At 31.7% G+C, this 18,103-nt stretch carries 21 protein-coding genes and 1 tRNA gene; 13 read left to right on the forward strand and 9 right to left on the reverse strand.

The window, feature by feature from the left end; genetic code table 11:
• Position 1: 1 nt before the first annotated feature.
• From EG242_RS06795 to EG242_RS06825, 7 genes are all read left to right on the forward strand, one after another.
• On the forward strand, positions 2–658 hold the full coding sequence (locus EG242_RS06795; protein WP_124899151.1) for a hypothetical protein: 657 nt from the start codon (positions 2–4) through the stop codon (positions 656–658).
• A gap of 627 nt (positions 659–1,285) precedes the next feature.
• Positions 1,286–1,756 (forward strand): hypothetical protein, encoded by a 471-nt coding sequence (locus EG242_RS06800; RefSeq protein ID WP_124899152.1) that lies wholly within the window; start codon positions 1,286–1,288, stop codon positions 1,754–1,756.
• Between the two features lie 402 nt (positions 1,757–2,158).
• Positions 2,159–2,914, forward strand: coding sequence for a hypothetical protein (locus tag EG242_RS06805; protein WP_124899153.1), 756 nt, complete (start codon positions 2,159–2,161; stop codon positions 2,912–2,914).
• A gap of 7 nt (positions 2,915–2,921) precedes the next feature.
• Complete coding sequence (locus tag EG242_RS06810) at positions 2,922–3,305, forward strand: hypothetical protein (protein WP_124899154.1); 384 nt, start codon at positions 2,922–2,924, stop codon at positions 3,303–3,305.
• Between the two features lie 440 nt (positions 3,306–3,745).
• A complete protein-coding gene (locus EG242_RS06815) occupies positions 3,746–4,855 on the forward strand; it encodes a thioredoxin fold domain-containing protein (protein ID WP_124899155.1) in 1,110 nt (369 codons plus the stop codon).
• Positions 4,856–5,235: 380 nt separating this feature from the next.
• Entirely contained in the window at positions 5,236–5,937 is a 702-nt protein-coding gene (locus tag EG242_RS06820; protein WP_124899156.1) for a DUF6261 family protein, read from the forward strand.
• Between the two features lie 252 nt (positions 5,938–6,189).
• Positions 6,190–6,693 (forward strand): hypothetical protein, encoded by a 504-nt coding sequence (locus tag EG242_RS06825; RefSeq protein ID WP_124899157.1) that lies wholly within the window; start codon positions 6,190–6,192, stop codon positions 6,691–6,693.
• A gap of 36 nt (positions 6,694–6,729) precedes the next feature.
• Here EG242_RS06825 and EG242_RS06830 read toward each other — a convergent pair whose 3' ends face one another.
• The 4 genes from EG242_RS06830 to folB all read right to left on the reverse strand — a co-directional run bounded on the left by EG242_RS06830 (position 6,730) and on the right by folB (position 9,628).
• A complete protein-coding gene (locus tag EG242_RS06830) occupies positions 6,730–8,193 on the reverse strand; it encodes an APC family permease (RefSeq protein WP_124899158.1) in 1,464 nt (487 codons plus the stop codon).
• Between the two features lie 140 nt (positions 8,194–8,333).
• The gene (locus EG242_RS06835) at positions 8,334–8,885 is read right to left on the reverse strand and encodes a hypothetical protein (protein ID WP_124899159.1); all 552 of its coding nucleotides are present in this window, start codon (positions 8,883–8,885) and stop codon (positions 8,334–8,336) included.
• Between the two features lie 251 nt (positions 8,886–9,136).
• Positions 9,137–9,207 (reverse strand) — tRNA-Cys (locus EG242_RS06840).
• 61 nt (positions 9,208–9,268) lie between these two features.
• Positions 9,269–9,628: a dihydroneopterin aldolase gene (folB, locus tag EG242_RS06845; RefSeq protein ID WP_124899160.1), complete on the reverse strand. Its 360-nt coding sequence runs from the start codon at positions 9,626–9,628 to the stop codon at positions 9,269–9,271.
• Positions 9,629–9,730: 102 nt separating this feature from the next.
• Here folB and EG242_RS06850 point away from each other — a divergent pair, with 102 nt between their 5' ends.
• The 3 genes from EG242_RS06850 (at position 9,731) to EG242_RS06860 (ending at position 12,248) form a co-directional block, all read left to right on the forward strand.
• The gene (locus EG242_RS06850) at positions 9,731–11,416 is read left to right on the forward strand and encodes a glutamine--tRNA ligase/YqeY domain fusion protein (protein WP_124899161.1); all 1,686 of its coding nucleotides are present in this window, start codon (positions 9,731–9,733) and stop codon (positions 11,414–11,416) included.
• A gap of 314 nt (positions 11,417–11,730) precedes the next feature.
• On the forward strand, positions 11,731–11,952 hold the full coding sequence (locus EG242_RS06855; RefSeq protein WP_124899162.1) for a hypothetical protein: 222 nt from the start codon (positions 11,731–11,733) through the stop codon (positions 11,950–11,952).
• Entirely contained in the window at positions 11,952–12,248 is a 297-nt protein-coding gene (locus tag EG242_RS06860) for a type II toxin-antitoxin system RelE/ParE family toxin (RefSeq protein WP_124899163.1), read from the forward strand. The genes EG242_RS06855 and EG242_RS06860 overlap by 1 nt, the downstream gene beginning before the upstream one ends.
• Before the next feature lie 73 nt (positions 12,249–12,321).
• Here the strand turns inward: EG242_RS06860 and EG242_RS06865 are convergent, their stop codons facing one another.
• Genes EG242_RS06865 through EG242_RS06875 form a run of 3 tightly spaced genes read right to left on the reverse strand, consistent with a single transcriptional unit; the run spans position 12,322 to position 15,223 of the window.
• Positions 12,322–12,645: a hypothetical protein gene (locus EG242_RS06865; RefSeq protein WP_124899164.1), complete on the reverse strand. Its 324-nt coding sequence runs from the start codon at positions 12,643–12,645 to the stop codon at positions 12,322–12,324.
• 52 nt (positions 12,646–12,697) lie between these two features.
• The gene (locus EG242_RS06870; RefSeq protein ID WP_124899165.1) at positions 12,698–13,774 is read right to left on the reverse strand and encodes a M48 family metalloprotease; all 1,077 of its coding nucleotides are present in this window, start codon (positions 13,772–13,774) and stop codon (positions 12,698–12,700) included.
• Positions 13,775–13,786: 12 nt separating this feature from the next.
• A complete protein-coding gene (locus EG242_RS06875; protein WP_124899166.1) occupies positions 13,787–15,223 on the reverse strand; it encodes a dicarboxylate/amino acid:cation symporter in 1,437 nt (478 codons plus the stop codon).
• A gap of 161 nt (positions 15,224–15,384) precedes the next feature.
• Here EG242_RS06875 and EG242_RS06880 point away from each other — a divergent pair, with 161 nt between their 5' ends.
• The 3 genes from EG242_RS06880 to EG242_RS06890 are packed head-to-tail and all read left to right on the forward strand — an operon-like array spanning position 15,385 to position 16,395.
• Positions 15,385–15,765, forward strand: a complete 381-nt coding sequence (locus EG242_RS06880; RefSeq protein WP_124899167.1) for a YtxH domain-containing protein — start codon at positions 15,385–15,387, stop codon at positions 15,763–15,765.
• Between the two features lie 3 nt (positions 15,766–15,768).
• Positions 15,769–16,119, forward strand: a complete 351-nt coding sequence (locus EG242_RS06885; RefSeq protein ID WP_124899168.1) for a hypothetical protein — start codon at positions 15,769–15,771, stop codon at positions 16,117–16,119.
• A gap of 12 nt (positions 16,120–16,131) precedes the next feature.
• Entirely contained in the window at positions 16,132–16,395 is a 264-nt protein-coding gene (locus tag EG242_RS06890) for a DUF6327 family protein (RefSeq protein ID WP_124899169.1), read from the forward strand.
• Between the two features lie 18 nt (positions 16,396–16,413).
• Here EG242_RS06890 and EG242_RS06895 read toward each other — a convergent pair whose 3' ends face one another.
• Positions 16,414–17,406, reverse strand: coding sequence for an SPFH domain-containing protein (locus tag EG242_RS06895; RefSeq protein WP_235831884.1), 993 nt, complete (start codon positions 17,404–17,406; stop codon positions 16,414–16,416).
• A gap of 59 nt (positions 17,407–17,465) precedes the next feature.
• Positions 17,466–17,951, reverse strand: coding sequence for a hypothetical protein (locus EG242_RS06900; RefSeq protein WP_124899170.1), 486 nt, complete (start codon positions 17,949–17,951; stop codon positions 17,466–17,468).
• Positions 17,952–18,103: the final 152 nt, after the last annotated feature.

Below are 18,103 nucleotides of genomic sequence, written 5' to 3' on the forward strand. Positions count from 1 at the left end.
AATGAAAAAATTAATTATTTTTATCGGGATAGTTTTTATATCCTTACCTTTAATTATTAGTTGTAATTCAGATAGTGATACTGAAGCAACTGAAGTTAAATCTGATAATAGTGTAAACACTTTAAAAAGAGAAAATCTCTCTTCTCTTTTGGCTGAAGATGAAAGTTTTATCACTTTAATAAAAGTATCAGAAAATGTTATTAACTTTAATAAAGATCAAAGAGAACACTTTGTGGAAAACTTTAATGAAGATAATATACTTAAAGAGGATTCATTAAATAATGCTTATTTATCTTCAATTACTGGTATTGATGTAGAAGAAATAACTTTAACAAATGAAACGTTAGGAAGAGCTACTACTAATTTACTTTCAAAATATCCAGTTTTAGAGTCAATAGAAGCTAAGGAATTAAAATTAATTGTTCAAGATGCTATTAATCAAGCAGAGGAATCAGGACGAGTTGTTTTTTCCGATAAAGAAAAAAATTGTCGTGCTTGTGCTGATGAAGGCAGATCAGATATGATAGTAGATACTCTTATGGGGGCAGTTGCTGGAGGTTCAATTGGTGGTCTTTTTGGTGCTTGGATAGGAGGTACACTTGGCTTTTATAAAGCTGCTAATAAAGCTTTAGTTTGTTTGAAAAAATATGGGTGTTAAATTAAAATATAAAAGCATTATTATCGCTGTATTATTATTAGCATATATATTATATCCTGTCCAATTTGCTAATAATTATCAAATAAGTACGCCAGAAATAATGATTTGTTATGTTTTACTAACATATATAACTTTTAGTATAGTAAAGAAGATAGGTAAAGAAAAATTAGTTCTTTATTATATATATTCAATGTATGTGTTTTCTTTTATATATTTTGTTGAAAGTTCGTTTATATATCTCATGTTTTTCAACTTTATAACTCATTTATATTATGAATTTCGATATTATATAAATGATTTTAAATTGATGAAAAACAATTAATAAATTTTGAAATTATCAAAAAACCTGTATTTTAAAAAGCAGGATTTTTTTGATTTCTATCTTTCCCCCCTGCTGGCGAAAGCGTCACGCTTGTACCTAACTTAAATTACTTATTTAGTAAGCAAGAGCAATATGCTTGCACTAGCGGGGGAAACAAATTATAAACAGCCGATTACAGCGGCATACCTGTAAAACTATTTTTTTAACACAGCAGTTTAAAAAACGAATTATCAAATGAATTAGGTTTTGAAACAGAAACTGTTGTAACTAAACAAAAAGCAAAAGTTGTTCAAGCAAACGAAGAAATGTTTTATATTGATTTAAATGTTAGACAGAAAGTTACTTTTGATATAAATGAGTTAACAGAAATATATAAAGAAGGTAATGTAGAGGTTTTAAAGGCTCATACAATTGGAGAAAATGCGGATGATCTCATTAAGCACGGGATGTTTCTTGTGAAAAAAAATGGTGTTGTGATTGATGAATTTGTTGTAAAAACAGATGAAAGTATTCCACATTTAAGAAGATTAGATTTAATGGAGACGGATTTTTCGAGCTTTTTAAGTTTAGATTTTAATTTGGAATCACAATCTACCGAAGTTACAAATAAAAAACCAAGAAAAAAGATCGGTGACTGTGGTCAAGATGTTATAGATTGTATACAAGATGTTTATACTAATAATGGGTGGGCTTCAGTTGCTGCTTTCGTTACAACTGCTTTTATTCCACAAACAGCAGTGGTATTTACAATTGTTTGTTACAACATTAATTATTAATATAATTTAATTATGGTTAAATATTATATAAAAATTTTATCACCGATTCCTTTATTAATATGGGGAGCTTTTTATGATGGAAAGACGTTTTTAATATTAATGGTATTATATATCATTTACAGGCAAATTGTTGACGCCAATAAGTTATATAAAAAAGGGGTCATAACCAAAAATCAAATGTGGTTTCCTTTGCTAAATATAAGATATTTTAAAGACTTGTATCTAAGCTGATGAAGATTTGCTACTATATAAAATAGTTTTTATAGTAGCAATTTTTAGGATTTGAAACAGAAACTGTTGTAACTAAACAAACGGCGTCAGTTGTTCAGGTAGACGATGAAACTTTTTATATCGATTTAAACGTACAACAAAACTAAGTAGAACAAATTAAAATTTAACAAAATGAATATTACAAAAAAAGTAAGAAAAATTACCTTAGGTATTTTAGGAACGGCTATATTAGCATCAGGATTATGGGCTTGTAACAACGACGAAGTAAGCGGTGATAGTCAATTAAACAATGCTAGGTCTAATATATCAGTAGCAAGTAAATCTGTAAAAATTGCTCCCGATGAAGTAGGTTATTTACATAATCAATGTATTTTACTAACAGAAAAATATTTTGAAGAGAATAATATAAATGTTAAAAATTTAACTATAAAAGAGTATTTAGGAAATATGCTTATAGTTGCAAAAGAAAACTATCCACAACATTTTGCCGATGTAAAGGAAAGTGATTTACAATCATTTTTTGCCGATTATACTAATTATGGAGATTATACTATTGAGCATCATTTTGAAAATAAGCTAAAAGCTTATATTTCACCAAGTACAACAAACAACTCTTTTATTAAATTCGCAGAAGAAAAATTTAGTTTTGATTATTCATATTCTGATCTAGTAATGAATTTTCAAAGGTTTGAAGAAGAGAATGCTAATGAATTTACAAGTGAAGAAATCTACAGAAACGAGGTCTTTAAAAGTGTTCTTCATAATTCGAATACTTTATGGTCTACTAAAACAAAACCTAAGGATCCTACTATAGATATGCTATTTACAGATACTTTGACCGCTGCAATAACTGCTGGACTAGGTCCTCTTGGGGTATTGGCTGGAGGAGCTGCTTCTGCCATTACATATTATAGAATAACTCAATAAAATTATTATGGAAATTGTAATAAAAGTTTCGGAAGAAGTAATTTTGAACCATTATTTGATTACTGATAAGAAAGAGAAATTTTTATTAACAGAAAAGGTTAACATCTTAAAAATAAAAGATGATACAACGTCTTTTTATGTTAAAAATTATTTTACAAAAACAAGGCAATTTTATATCAATAATATTACAGAACCTTTAACGTTAAGAAATTTCTACACAATTCAAACAACAATTTCTCTAGCATTGATAATTATTATTTTACACATCTTAAGTATGATTCTTAAAAGCAATTTATACGATTCTGTGTTAATGTGGTTTTACATAGTAGTTCTTTCTCTGTTCGTTTATACCTCAACTTTTGGCAGAAAATATTTTATTAAAATTACTTAAAAACAACTTCCACATGAAAGTATTTGTGTGGAAGTAATAAAATATTAGAGAACAATTAAGTAGTATAATAATTGCTCATAGAAAACTAAAATTCTCCGAGAACAAGTCAATAAACCACAAGATGCTAGCGAGCACGGGTAATAATATTAGATAAATTATGAAAAAATACAATAAATTACTTGGTGTTATAGGTGATGTTGCGGTTATATATGTTGGTTATTTAATGTTTACTAGAGTTAGTAATTCAATAAACAACAATGTATATGAGCTTAATTTTTATATCTTCCTTTTAACATTAGTTATTATAATTCTTTATGTTTTATTATAGAATATTCTATATTTTGAAGAATAAAAAGTTTTAAATTATACTCACAAAGCAAACTTAAAATACCCTAACAGCGTTTTAAATGCTGTTAGGGTTTAAATAAAAAACATCCGAAATGAAAAAATTAACAACATTAGCACTATTGCTAACCACAACTTTACAAGTCTTTGCAGGCGAAATAAAAATAACGGCAAACCTTACGGGGTTTACAGATACTGCTGTAGTATATTTACTTAGTGGGCAAACACCTATTGCCTACCAAACATTAGCACAAGGCAAAGTAGAACTTACAGCCGAAGTTTCCGAAACTCCTGATACATATGCTATATATGTAGTAGAAAACAACCAACCATATTACACCATGTTATTTGTAGCTAATGAAACCATAGAGATTACAGCTGCTAAAGATGATTTTCCGTATCAAGTTAAGGTTAACGGTTCTAAGCATCATAATATAAAAGCACAATTAGACGAACTGCAAATGCCAATTCACAAAAAGGGAGAAGCTTTAAAACAGGAAATAACTGCTTTACAACAAACTGCCGAATGGCTAAAAATCGAGGTACAAGAAAAATATGTTGGTACAAATGGGTTGGCAAACCAATTAACCAAAGAGTTAAAACAAGTAGAAGCTGATTTTATCTTAAATAATTTTGATAACGCCTACACGTGGACGTTGTTACCATACAATACCACTGCATTCGATAAAACTTTTTACAAAGCAGTGTATAATAAAATGACCACCGAACAAAAACAAACAGCATTAGGCAAGAAATATTTATTAGCATCACAAAGCCAGCGCTTAACAAAAGGAGATGCCTTTATTGATATTAATTTGTTAGACAAAGATTTAAAAGCAGAAAAATTAAGCGATTATTTTAATAAAGATAAAGAATATGTTTTGGTTGATTTGTCATCGGTAAGCTGTCCAAGTAGTAGGCAAGCGTTCGAAATTACACAAGAACTAACAAAAAACACAGAAAAATTACAAGTTGTTAGTGTATTGCAAAGTCCTGATGTAGCTACTTACCAACAATTTGGTGCGTATAGCACTAATAATTGGTCGATAGTTTATGCCGAAGATTTCACGAGAACCGATACTTATATTCAATACCAGGAAAATGTTACTCCCACTTTTTTATTGTTTGACAAATCGGGAAAATTAATTGATCGTTGGACAGGCGCTATTCATCAACAAAAGTTAGAACAGTATTTAGGTAAATAACTAGGGTAAGTTGTTTGTTCCCAAAAAATATAAAAATGAAAAAGTACCTACCTTATATATTAGCCGTTTTAGGAATAATTTTAATATTAATAGGGGTAATATATTAAACGTTAATACATATAGTACAATAGGTTTATTGCAAATATGTTTGGTTTTGCTTTCCCGATTAATCAGGAGATTACAAACGAACAGCTTTTAGTTTTCCCAAGTAATCGGGGCATTACTAACAAGTTGGCTTTGCCTTTCCCGATTACTCGGTTAACTACACATACGTACAGTTTATCTTTCCACGGTATTCGTGAGAATATAAATCTGCTGCCCTATCTATTAAATTTATAAACCACTTATTGTAAATTAATTATAATTAAAAACTACCTATTATGAAAATTACGTTAACAGCTTTATCTACAAAAAACCTGGCAACTTTAGCACAGCGTATTATTAATTCATCGCAAAGTGGCAATTATACCATTATTGAAGGTCACCCTTTGTTAACGGCACTTGCAACAAGTTATTCAACCTACGATGCCGTATATACAAAACTTACCTACAGCGGTAAAGGTAAAGAAGTAGCTGCTGCCGATAAAGAACGTGATGCTGCCTTTAGTAGTATAAAGGCATTTTTAAACGGATACCGCAAGTTGCCTTTTGCAGCGAACCATACAGATGCTGAAGCTTTATACATTATTTTTAAACAGTTTGGATTGAATTTAGATACGTTAAGTTATTCTGCCCAGACCGCACAATTAAAAAAGCTTATTGAAGAGTTAGAAAAGCCTGAAAACACCCAACGCATTGAAAATTTAACCATTACTACGGCTTTTAACGATTTAAAAACAAAACACCAAGCTTTTGAAACTGTTTTTGCTGAACAAGCCGAAGCGAATGCAGATCTTAGAACTATTGCCAGCGCATCGTCTACCCGAAAAGAATTAGAACAAAGACTGCGATCTTATTTTAGCCTAATTACTGCTATGAAAGACATGCCCGAATGGTCTAAGCTATATTACGATTTAAACGAAATTGTAAAAGCCGCAAAAAACAGTACATTGTCTGCAAATGGTAACAACACACCAACGTAAAAAAGGTTTGTTAATAGCAAAAATCCATCTTGTTTTAAGATGGATTTTTTAGTTTTATGGGTTATTCAATTTACTGTCCCCCGCTCTCCGAAGTTTTCAACTTAGGATCATAAAAGAAAATGATTTACGCAAAGTTGGGAGTCTTTGCGTAGCGAGATCTATGTACTAAAAATTAATACACCTTAAATAAAGTAATTGTTCTTATTTTTTTATTTTTGCCGAAATTATTAAAACTAATAAAAACATTAACACATGAAAAAAACAACACTTTTACTTTTATTGTTAGGTAATATTGTGTTTGCCCAACAAACAGAGATTTTATCGAACGAAATTACATTAGGTAAAAATTCGCAGCGTTTTTTTATTAAAGAAAACAAAGATTACAGATTAAGCGAATACAAACAAGTTTTTTCTAACCCTGAGGCGATAAGCTATATTAAACGTGCCCGTACTAATAAAACCTTCGGTGATATTTTGGGGTATATTGGCGGGTTTGGTATTGGTTATGGAGTAGCATCAGCTGTTAGTGTTAAAAGCAGCGATCCTAATTATAAATCAAAAAGAAAAGATGGTTGGGTAATTGCAGGAGCCGGATTAGGAGTTATAGGAGCTTCCATTCCTCTGTATTTATCTTTTGGTAAAAATATCAAAAAAGGTATTGAAACAGAGAATGGACAAAATACTACCAGCCTATCTACTACACAGTTAAATCTTATTGTTAATGATAACGGCGCAGGTTTTTCATTAACATTCTAAAACTAAAAAATCAGCTTTAAAGCTGATTTTTTAGTTTTATGGGTTATTCAATTTACTATTTCTTTTACTGTACGCAAAATAAACGATTATTCCCAGAACAAGCCAGCAACCAGATAGCAGTAATGCTAATTTATCTAACGTTATAATTAAACCTATATTGGTTAAAACCCCTAAAATTACTATTAGCTTATAAGCAGGTACTTTAAATGGACGTTCAATATTAGGTTGTCTTTTTCGCATGATCCACACGGCAATACATACCATTGTAAAGGCAAACAACGTACCAAAACTGGTCATGTGTGCCAATGTTGAAATAGGTGTTAAAGCAGAAACGGTTGCTACAATTAATCCTAATAAAATAATTCCCTTATACGGAGTCTTTGTTGTTGGATGCAATTCGCCAAAAAACTTCGGGATTAATCCGTCTTTAGCCATTCCCATAAAAATACGCGATTGCCCCATCATCATTACCATAACAACCGAAATTAATCCAACCGTAGCCGCAATGGTAACAATATTACTTGCCCAATGTTTGCCGGCAATTTCAAACGCATACGCCACCGGTGCTTTTATTGCTTCAGGATATTTTCCTAACGGATTAAAATCAGAGTAATGCATCATACCTGTTAACACCAATGAAACCATAATGTATAAGGCAGTACAGATCAATAAAGAAGTAATAATGGCAAACGGAACATCTTTTTTAGGGTTAATAGCTTCGCCAGCTTGTGTAGAAACGGCATCAAAACCTATATAAGCAAAGAAAATAGCTGCCGCACCTGATATGATTCCTTGAAAACCATAAGCCGGAGCCATTTCGCCATTTGTTTGTTCAATCATTGTTTGCTCTGGTATAAAAGGCATCCAATTTTCTGGGACTATATAAAATGCCCCCACAATAACCACAAAAACAACCGCTGCTGTTTTTAAAATAACGATAAAGTTGTTTGTTTTAGCAGCTTCTTTTGTTCCTTTTGTAAGTAAGGCTGTTATTAACAGTACAATAATAAACGCAGGTAAATTAATTGAAAACCCTTCACCTGTGTAACTTACAGGATCGGACGTAAGGTAATCGGGCAGATAAATACCGAACATCTTTAAAAATTTGGTAAAATAACCCGACCAACTTACAGAGACTGCCATACTTGCCATGGCGTATTCTAATATTAAACACCAACCCAATCCCCATGCAAAAATTTCACCTACGGTTCCATAAGCATACGCATAGGCAGAACCTTCTACAGGAAGTATCGAAGCAAATTCGGCATAACACAACGCAGCGAAAATACAGGCAATACCGGCAATTACGAAAGACAATGCCAATGCCGGACCCGCATTATAATACGCACCAGTACCTGTAAGTACAAAGATTCCGCCACCAATAATGGCACCAACACCAATAGCGGTTAAGCTCCATTTACCTAATATTTTTTTTAATCCACTTTTTTTAATATCTGCCTCGTAGGCACTTAATGGTTTTTTTATCCAAATATTCGACATAGGTTCGATTTTTTTTCTATCAATACCAAATATATATTTTTTTATCAAAAAAATACGTCTTCTTTCTTTATAATCTTTGGCAACTGACGAAAAGCGAAAAATTGATAGTAATATTTATGCTTTTATCAAAATTGATTTAACTATCTGGCTACAAACCAACCGGTTTCTTTGTTGTATTTCAAGACAAATTTTTGAGTAATAAAGGTCGAATTCAAGTTTTTATCTTTACTTAAACCGGCAAAAGGCGTGGTGGTTTTAATAAGCTTTGCAGATGCCGTTGCTTTTGTTTTACTGTTTAGTTCCAACTGAACATCGGAATTTTCCTGAATTGTAAAAAGATAAGTTTTAACCTGTGCTTTGTTCTTTTTTTGATCAATAACAAAATCGGCAGCTTTGGTGGTTAAACCGATATTCACCACTAAAACAGAATCTTTAGAAAGTAATTTTTTACGTGAACTGATGGTTTTTAAACTGATTAAATCTTGCGATGCCAGATTTCTTAGCACAGTTATTTCTGCAGAATCTTTCCGAACACTGTATTTTTGTTCACCTAACTGTAAAGTTGTTTTTTCGAAATAAGGATATTTCTCTGTATGCGTTTTAATTAAGTTTGTAGCTTGTTTAACCGATAACGATTCCGATGAACAAGCTACAATAACCATCAACAAAAAGAATAATGCAATTTTTTTCATAGTATGAATTTTAAATAAAATTACTATCAAACTTATACCAAAATAGAAATTATCAGATTCGTCTGTTCGAGCCTGTCGAGAACTTTTAAAACTTCTCAATACGCTTCATTTCATTACGCTACGAACTGACGATTTCAATAGTATTATCTTTAAGTAAAAAGTTTCAGATATCAATTAAAGCTAAATATAGTAATTTGAAAAACGAAAAATGTAGTAAAACAAAAAAAACCTCCAATAGTTGGAGGTTTTAGAGGCATCTAGCGGATTCGAACCGCTGTAGACGGTTTTGCAGACCGCTTCCTAGCCACTCGGACAAGATGCCATTTGTAATGTGATTGCAAATCTACTACAAAAAATCAAATATCAAAACCCAAAACTTAAAATTATGCTCTGAATTCTTCCATAACAATAGTAACTTGCTGTACATCACCACCAATTGGCGGATTTATTTTCGATACTTCTAACAAAATACTTGAAACCATAGGTAGTTCATTAAAAATACGTACTACAATACGCTTGGCAACGTGTTCTAATAATTTAGATCGTATCGCCATTTCTTCAACAACAATTCTGTTTAAATGTACATAATCAACGGTATCTGCCAATTCATCTGTATCTGCAGATTTTCGCAAATCGGCTTTAATTTGTAAATCAACTCTATATTCCGACCCTATTTTAGCTTCTTCAATCAAGCAACCGTGATTTGTAAAAACCCGTATGTTTGTTAAGCGAATAATTCCCATTTCTTAAAATTTATATCGTAAAATTAAACCTTTTTTATAACATATCATTACCGCTTAAAAATCAAACATTTTTTGATAAATTTGTAATCTTAATTCAAGAATATGTCAACAAAAGAAAAATCATTGAATTTTATAGAACAAATCATTGAAGAGGATTTAAAAAATGGTTTGTCACAAGATAAATTACGCTTTCGTTTTCCGCCCGAACCTAACGGATATCTGCATATTGGGCACGCATCATCGATCTGTTTAAACTTTGGTTTAGGATTAGATTATAACGCACCGGTAAATTTACGTTTTGACGATACCAACCCTGCTAAAGAAGAACAAGAATTTGTTGATGCCATTAAAAATGATGTAGAGTGGTTGGGTTTTAAATGGGATCAGGAAGTTTATGCGTCTGATTATTTTCAGGAATTGTATGATTGGGCTATTCTTTTAATTAAGAAAGGGAAAGCCTATGTTGATAATTTATCGGCAGATGAAATTGCAAAACAAAAAGGTACACCAACGCAACCTGGAGTAAATTCACCAAACCGCGACCGTTCAGTTGAAGAAAATTTAGATTTATTTGAACGAATGAAAAACGGCGAGTTTGAAGAAGGCGAATATATTTTACGTGCTAAAATTGATATGGCATCGAACAATATGTTAATGCGCGACCCAATTATGTATCGAATCATTAATGCATCGCACCACAGAACCGGCGTAAATTGGAAAATTTATCCTATGTACGACTGGGCTCATGGTGAAAGCGATTATATCGAACAAATATCACATTCATTCTGTACATTAGAATTTTTACCGCACCGCGAATTGTATGATTGGTTTTTAGATCAGATTTACGATAACGAGAAAGTTCGACCAAAACAGCGCGAATTTGCTCGTAGAAATTTATCGCACACTGTTGTATCAAAACGAAAATTGCTTCAATTGGTAAACGAAGGTCACGTTACCGCTTGGGACGATCCGCGTATGAGCACCATTTCGGGTATGCGTCGAAGAGGTTACACACCAACTGCTATCCGCAATTTTGCCGATACTATCGGTATTGCAAAACGTACCAATTTAATTGATGTTTCGTTGTTGGAATTTTGTGTTCGCGAAGATTTAAACAAGATTACCGATCGTGTAATGGCTGTTTTAGATCCGGTGAAAATGATTATCACCAATTATCCGGAAGGTCAGGAAGAATGGTTAGTTGCAGAAAATAATCCGGAAGCAGAAGAGCTAACGTTTAGAAAAGTCCCTTTTTCTAAAGAATTATATATTGAACGTGAAGATTTTCTGGAAGAAGCAAACAACAAATTTTTCCGATTAACATTAGGGAAAGAAGTTCGTTTAAAGAATGCCTACATTATTAAAGGTGAAAGTGTTGTAAAAGACGAAAACGGAAACATTACCGAAATTCATGTAACGTATGATGCTGATTCTAAATCGGGAAGCGGAACAGAAGCTTCAAAACGCAAAGTAAAAGGAACCATTCATTGGGTTTCAATTCCGCATGCTGTTGAAGCCGAAGTACGTATTTACGACCGCTTGTTTACACACGAAAACCCTGATGGTAACAAAGAAGTTGATTTTAAGGAATACATTAACCCTGATTCGTTAAAAGTAATTACTGGTTATGTTGAACCAAGCTTAAAAACGGCTGTAAGCGGCGATAAATTCCAATTTCAACGTTTGGGTTATTTCGCAACAGATAAAGATTCTACCGCAGAAAAAATGGTATTTAATAAAACGGTTGGCTTACGCGATACGTGGGCTAAAGTTGAAAGTAAAGAATAAGTTTTTTAGTTTATAAATTAAAATCCCAGCTATATGTTGGGGTTTTTTGTTTGTAATTCTATTGTTAATTCGCTTATAATCTATCCTGCAAGGTCTTTATTTGACCTTGTAGGTATAAATTATCAAAAATTAAGAGCTATAAGGTTTGAAAAACCTTGCAGCATAAAAAAAACAGTTATAAAGCACGGATTGAAAATCTACGCTATCGGATATGATGTTCAAGTAATTACAAGAATCAATTCCAAAAAGAAACAATATACTTACTTTTCAAATATCTTTTATTATTGTAACTTTGATTATGAATATATTAAATCATGGATAGCAATTCACTTAAACAAGTTAACTATAAACTAAAGCAACTTCCAGAAAAATTTTTGGAGGAAGTAGAACGTTATATTGATTTTTTAACCTTTAAACACAAACAAGAATCAGAAGATATTCCGCAATGGCAGAAAGATCTGGTTTTAAAACGTATTAAAGAAGCAAAAAAGCCAGTTGATGCATTTGATATGTTAGACGAGTTAGAGAACGAATAATGATGAAATACACCATTATTGCCGACCCAAACGTAAAACACGATTTGAAAGAAGCCAAAGATTACCTAAACAGTAAGAGAAAAGATAACGGTGATATTTTTTTGAAGCAATACAGGGAAACTTTAAAGACTTTACAGCAAAATCCACATTTTCAAATTCGATATAATGATATTCACTGCTTGCCTTTAAAAGACTTTAAATATATGATTCATTTTAAGATAAATGAAACTAAAAAAGAAGTACATATCTACGCAGTACTTTCTACTTATTTAAATCCAAAAGAGAACTGGGTGTAAAAGTATGCATTGCAAATCCGCACTATTGCAGGTGAAATATACCTCCCGTTTGTTGTATTATTTATTATAGTGCCTAATAAAAAGATATTTTATAATCTTCAATTAAACCATTTTTTTCTAGAATATTATTCAAATCTTTTACAATACCTTCCGCATCATGAATTTCTGTTCCTTGCTCATAATTATGTATTGATGAATTGACATCGTTAAGATCATTACCTAATTTCTTCCAAAACTCTATAATGTTTTTTTTGTAGATTTTTATCAAATCGTAATCAATATCCTTTTTAAATTTATTCTGTTCTTTTTTTATTTTTTTCACTTCAGTAGCTATTAATTCTGAATAGCTCTTAATTAGCTCAATTTCATTTTGTTTGTTTCTAACATTATCTTTCATAATCAATTCTATTAAATCAACATCAGGACATTTTAAATACAGTTTTATTAATTTATTTGGGTAGTTTATCAAAATAATTTGCTGGCAAAACTTCTAGATATGTCAAAAACCAAACACCATTTAGTGATGTACCATGATCAGGCAAAGATTCAACCATTTTAAATTTAATTCGTCTACCAGGTTGTAATAGATATTTCAAATTAGATGCGCAAGCATGACACATCTCTGTATTTGATCCAAAATGAGGTGATTCAATACTTAATCCCCAATCTTCATCTTCAATATTTCTAAAATATTTTTTAAATTGTTCAGAACTATTAATAATTCTTACTGAAAAGCCCCTAAAGTCATTATCTGTTTCAGTTATTACTCCATACAAATCTCCATTATCTTCAAACCACGAAGGGTTTAATTCTAAAAGATCGTTATTAATTACCATCTCTTTCTTAAAAACGTAGAAATCGCTAGTTAGATAGTTAGGTGCAGGTGGCAATGCCGATTTGTAACGCTGATTGTTTGAATTATCCCATCCTTCCTCAATTGCCTGTAATCTTTTCGTTTGGGACGGATGTGTTTGGGTATCATTAACAGAACCAATTAATTTCATAGCTTTTAAAGCTTGTTCTTTAGTTGCTCCCATTTTGTATAAAACATAACCACTAAACTTATCAGCTTCTAATTCTTTTAATGGAACAGAACCTAAATTATCTTCTGTATGCCCACTTAAGTGATGGCCTATTTCATGAGCTAAAATTGATACAGATGTCCAAAATGTATCAGAGTACCATTCAACATCATTAAATAATTTAGAGTCATAAACAATAACCCTTTCATTATCTATAATTGTTGCAAAAGCATTATTAATATAATCAGCTCTGTAAACCTTAAAATTATTAGGCAAACCTGAATAAGATACAATGTTTTCAACTATTTGATTTACTCTATCTTCCGCCGGGAGAAAATTCTTTTCAATTTCAATCAAACTAGTATAACCACATCCTTTAACTTTGGATTGGACTACTACTTCTGAAGTATTTGTAGTTTCACTATTTATTCCTTCTTTGGATTCTTGCTTACAACTTAAGAATATAAAACTTGTAAGTAATAGACAGAATATATTGTTTTTCATATAATTCTCAATCTAAACCTCATCCAAAGTTTCATCAGTTAATCGATATGGAGCTTCATCATCAAACTCGCCTTCCCATTTGGCAATTACAACTGTAGCTAAACAGTTACCAATAACGTTTACCGATGTTCGTGCCATATCCATTAATTCATCGATACCTAAAATAGCGGCAATAATAAATACAGGCAATCCAAATTGTTCTGCCGTTGCAATCAATACAATTAACGATGCACGCGGAACGGCTGCTACTCCTTTTGATGTGATCATCAAGGTAAAGGCAATAGCTAATTGTTGACCAATATCTAAATTCATTCCGGCTGCTTGCGCAACAAATATCGATGCTAACGAAAGATAAAGCGACGTTCCATCTAAATTAAAACTGTAACCTGTAGGAATTACAAACGATACAATTTTACGTGGCACTCCGAATTTTTCCATCGCACTCATGGCTTTTGGTAAAGCGGCATCGGAACTTGTAGTTGCAAATGCAATAGAAACCGGTTCTTTTACGGCTGCAATAAACTTTTTAATAGGTATTTTTAAGAACAGCATAATCGGCACAAAAACCAGCAATATAAAAAATACCAGCGCCATGTATAGAGATCCTAAAAGCATAAACAGATTTTTAAGGATATCAACACCTAAATGTCCTACCGTATAAGCCATTGCTGCCCCCACACCAATTGGTGCAAAATACATAATAATATTTGTAAATTTAAACATAACCTCAGACAAGCTTTCGGTAAAATCTACCATTGGTTTACGTTTCTTTTCTTCTACCATCGCTAAACCAATTCCGAATAAAACCGAAAATACCACAACTTGCAATACTTGATTTTCATACATTGATTTTACGATGTTTTCTGGAAAAAGATCATAAATAAAATGAGCAAACTTATAAATACCTTGCACATTTTCTGGCAAAGTTTGTAAAGCCGGATCTGGTGCTTTTGGCGTTGGCAACTCTTCTTGCGGCATGTTTTGCATATCAATACCAACACCTGCTTGTGTAATATTAATTACTGCTAAACCAATAAAAATAGCACATGAGGTAGCACAAAAGAAATACAGCATTGATTTCCAAGCCATACGTCCAACCTGTTTTAAATCTGAATGTCCGGCGATACCATACACCAACGTTGCAAAAATAATAGGTGCTACAATGGTTTTAACTAATTTAATGAATCCTTTACTTAAAGGTTGCAGTGCCATTGCGGCATTCGGAAAATCAATACCAACAAAAACTCCGAGAATCATACAAACAATAATCCAAGTTGTAAGGTTTTTTCTTATAAATGCATTTACAATAAATACCAACGCAGTAGACCAACGAAGACCTATCATAAGATCGGGCGAAACTGAAAAAATATCAAATTCGTATAAAAGAGTTATTATAATTGCAAGAGTAATAAATATCGAAGTAAAAATTCCTAATTTAGTTTTAAACATAAGGTTTGTATAAAATAGTGAAAAGCAAATATAAATAGTTTTTTTTTGCTTATTAAGATCCTACGTATTAAATTTTAACCGGTTATTAACAACATTTCAAAATAAATTTGTTACTTTTAATACACTTTAATTTTTTATTAAACTATTAAATAAAATTTGTTATGGGAAAAACAGGAAACACATTAGTAGCTATTTTAGCAGGTGCAGCAGTAGGTGCTGTAGCAGGAGTATTATTAGCGCCGGAACAAGGTGAGAAAACTAGAAAAAAGATTTCGGACGGACTTAAGTCTGGAACTGATGATTTAAACTGCAAAATGGACGAATTAAAAAATCAGGTTAAAAGTTTAATTTCTTCTAAAAAAGCTAATTTCGAATCATCTTTTGATTCATTACTTAATAAAGCTGATGACAAAAAAGAAGATGTTATTGCAAGTTTAGAGCGTAAATTGGCTGAATTAAAAGGACAAGCTTCTAATGCAGTTGACAAAGCAAAAGATATGACTAACAAAGCTGCAGATAATATTAAATCTGAGTTAAAATAGTCTATGGCATTTAATGAAGAGCTAAAAAACAATCTTCATGAAATGAAGTCTGAAGCTAAAGCTTATTTAGAAACCAATGTTGATTATTATTCACTGTTGGGGTTTAAAGTAGTATCTAAAGCTACAGGCTTCATTTTTAAAATTTTCGCTTTAAGCCTATTTGCTGTTTTATCGTTGTTTTTTTTATCGTTTGCTGCAGCATTTGCCATAGGAAAAGCCTTAGACAGTAACACTTACGGTTTTTTAATTATAGGTGGTTTTTATATTTTTATTGCGCTTGTTGTTTATTCAATGCGCAAGGTTATGATAGATATTCCTATTCTTAAGAAATTTTCTAGAATCTTTTTTGACTAATATTTATATGAAATGAAAATACGTTACAAATCATACGAAGAGGTTGATAAAGAATTAGAAATTCTTAGACTTGAACGCGAAATAAGTATTAGGAAGATTGGTAATAATGCCGAAGATATTACCCAACTTTTTTCACCGAGTAATTTACTACAGCAAGGTTTAACATCTTTTGGTAGTTCGGTAAAAAATTCAAAAGGCATTAAAACCTTAGTTTTATCAACTGTATTTAAATTTTTATTCAACAAATTCATAAAAAAAAACAAACACCAACTTTAAGTTGGTGTTTTGTTTTTACTACTGTTCTTCTGTATTATATTGTGAAGGGAAATCGGTTTGTGGAGGAAGATTTCTTTTTGGTTTATTATAATCACTGTCTTTAGCTTTGGTGTTTTTCATAGCCTCGCCTACCTGATTACTTGCCGTGAACGAAGCCACCATGTTGTTTAGCATATCACTACCTGCTTGTGGTGAGTTAGGCAATAAAATTAGGTTTGAGTTGTTTTCTGCACCAATTGACTGTAATGTATCATAATGTTGTGTAACAACAATTAAAGCCGACGCTTCTTGCGAATTGATTCCTACTCTGTTTAAAACATCAACTGATTCTACCAAACCACGAGCAATTTCTCTACGCTGATCTGCAATACCCTGACCTTGTAAACGTTTAGATTCTGCTTCTGCCTTAGCTTTAGCAACAATTCTAATACGTTCTGCTTCTCCTTCATACTCAGCAGCTGTTTTTTCGCGGTCTGCAGCATTAATACGGTTCATTGCATGCTTTACCTGAATATCTGGGTCAATATCAGTAATCAGTGTATTAATAATGTCATATCCGTAAGTAACCATTGCATCGTTCAACTCACGTTTAACGGCAATTGCGATATCGTCTTTACGTTCAAAAACATCGTCTAATTTTAATTTTGGAACTTCGGCACGCACCACATCAAAAACGTAAGAAGTAATCTGATCATGCGGATATTCTAATTTATAAAATGCTTCGTAAACACGCTCTTGTACTACTTTAAATTGTACAGAAACTTTCATTTTAACGAATACGTTATCTTTTGTTTTTGTTTCAATAATAACATCTAACTGTTGAATACGAAGGTTTAATCTTCCTGCAATGCGATCCACAATTGGAATTTTCATTTGTAATCCTGAATTGCGAATAGATTGGTATTTACCAAAACGTTCTACAATAACGGCAGATTGCTGTTTAACGGTAAAAAAAGATGAAAATATTACTAATAAAATAATAGCAATAATAATGTAAAGTGTTAAATCCATTTTAAATTGTTTTTTGGTAAGATATAAAAAAAACCTCTTTTTTCAAAGAGGCTTATATGCTATTTTTTATTGAACGACAATTTTACAGTTCCACCTTCTAATAAACTTAAATATTGTTCGTATTCAGGAAACTGTTCTTTTATTAAAGGAATGTATTCTGAAATATCACTGTGAATTTCCATGTTAGTTGCTGTTTCAACCGCAATGGTTCCGTTAATTTTATACCCTAGCATATTTAATGAAACGTTGTTTCCGCTTCGTTGAAAAGCATCGGTATATTCGGTCACTTTGCAATCGGTGCCTTCGTGTCTAAAGAATATTGCTTTATTACCAGCAGAAAGCTCTAAATAATCTTTGGTACAATTTGCGGTATGTGGATACTCAATTGTTTGTAGAGGAACAATTTTTACCAATTGAATGGTAGTTGGTTCCCATTTACCAGGTTTTGTAACTACTTCTGTATCTTCTTTTTTGGTATCGTCTGATCCGCATGAAGTAAAGAATAACCCAGCAAATAATATTGAAAGGAAAAGATATTTTTTCATAAATTATTGATTTGTAAATACTTACCGAAGATAATAAAAAAATCCCATTTTTAGGGAATGGGATTTAGAAAAATTTAGAAAAAAATTGTTGTTGTTGATATGAAAAAAATATCATTGTAATTAACACTTGGGCATTTGTTAATCACATTTCA

Source organism: Paenimyroides viscosum, assembly GCF_003858535.1.
GTDB classification, from domain to species: Bacteria; Bacteroidota; Bacteroidia; order Flavobacteriales; family Flavobacteriaceae; genus Flavobacterium; species Flavobacterium viscosum.

What these genes read in the sequence shown, in the direction of transcription:
- EG242_RS06855 (WP_124899162.1), top strand. Translation starts at nt 11,731, where the DNA reads ATGGATAGCAATTCACTTAAACAAGTTAACTATAAACTAAAGCAACTT.
- EG242_RS06890 (WP_124899169.1), top strand. Translation starts at nt 16,132, where the DNA reads ATGAAAATACGTTACAAATCATACGAAGAGGTTGATAAAGAATTAGAA.
- EG242_RS06860 (WP_124899163.1), top strand. Translation starts at nt 11,952, where the DNA reads ATGATGAAATACACCATTATTGCCGACCCAAACGTAAAACACGATTTG.
- EG242_RS06880 (WP_124899167.1), top strand. Translation starts at nt 15,385, where the DNA reads ATGGGAAAAACAGGAAACACATTAGTAGCTATTTTAGCAGGTGCAGCA.
- folB (WP_124899160.1), bottom strand. Translation starts at nt 9,628, where the DNA reads ATGGGAATTATTCGCTTAACAAACATACGGGTTTTTACAAATCACGGT.
- EG242_RS06895 (WP_235831884.1), bottom strand. Translation starts at nt 17,406, where the DNA reads ATGGATTTAACACTTTACATTATTATTGCTATTATTTTATTAGTAATA.
- EG242_RS06825 (WP_124899157.1), top strand. Translation starts at nt 6,190, where the DNA reads ATGAAAAAAACAACACTTTTACTTTTATTGTTAGGTAATATTGTGTTT.
- EG242_RS06810 (WP_124899154.1), top strand. Translation starts at nt 2,922, where the DNA reads ATGGAAATTGTAATAAAAGTTTCGGAAGAAGTAATTTTGAACCATTAT.
- EG242_RS06835 (WP_124899159.1), bottom strand. Translation starts at nt 8,885, where the DNA reads ATGAAAAAAATTGCATTATTCTTTTTGTTGATGGTTATTGTAGCTTGT.
- EG242_RS06830 (WP_124899158.1), bottom strand. Translation starts at nt 8,193, where the DNA reads ATGTCGAATATTTGGATAAAAAAACCATTAAGTGCCTACGAGGCAGAT.
- EG242_RS06870 (WP_124899165.1), bottom strand. Translation starts at nt 13,774, where the DNA reads ATGAAAAACAATATATTCTGTCTATTACTTACAAGTTTTATATTCTTA.
- EG242_RS06820 (WP_124899156.1), top strand. Translation starts at nt 5,236, where the DNA reads ATGAAAATTACGTTAACAGCTTTATCTACAAAAAACCTGGCAACTTTA.
- EG242_RS06875 (WP_124899166.1), bottom strand. Translation starts at nt 15,223, where the DNA reads ATGTTTAAAACTAAATTAGGAATTTTTACTTCGATATTTATTACTCTT.
- EG242_RS06900 (WP_124899170.1), bottom strand. Translation starts at nt 17,951, where the DNA reads ATGAAAAAATATCTTTTCCTTTCAATATTATTTGCTGGGTTATTCTTT.
- EG242_RS06850 (WP_124899161.1), top strand. Translation starts at nt 9,731, where the DNA reads ATGTCAACAAAAGAAAAATCATTGAATTTTATAGAACAAATCATTGAA.
- EG242_RS06795 (WP_124899151.1), top strand. Translation starts at nt 2, where the DNA reads ATGAAAAAATTAATTATTTTTATCGGGATAGTTTTTATATCCTTACCT.
- EG242_RS06815 (WP_124899155.1), top strand. Translation starts at nt 3,746, where the DNA reads ATGAAAAAATTAACAACATTAGCACTATTGCTAACCACAACTTTACAA.
- EG242_RS06800 (WP_124899152.1), top strand. Translation starts at nt 1,286, where the DNA reads ATGTTTTATATTGATTTAAATGTTAGACAGAAAGTTACTTTTGATATA.
- EG242_RS06885 (WP_124899168.1), top strand. Translation starts at nt 15,769, where the DNA reads ATGGCATTTAATGAAGAGCTAAAAAACAATCTTCATGAAATGAAGTCT.
- EG242_RS06865 (WP_124899164.1), bottom strand. Translation starts at nt 12,645, where the DNA reads ATGAAAGATAATGTTAGAAACAAACAAAATGAAATTGAGCTAATTAAG.
- EG242_RS06805 (WP_124899153.1), top strand. Translation starts at nt 2,159, where the DNA reads ATGAATATTACAAAAAAAGTAAGAAAAATTACCTTAGGTATTTTAGGA.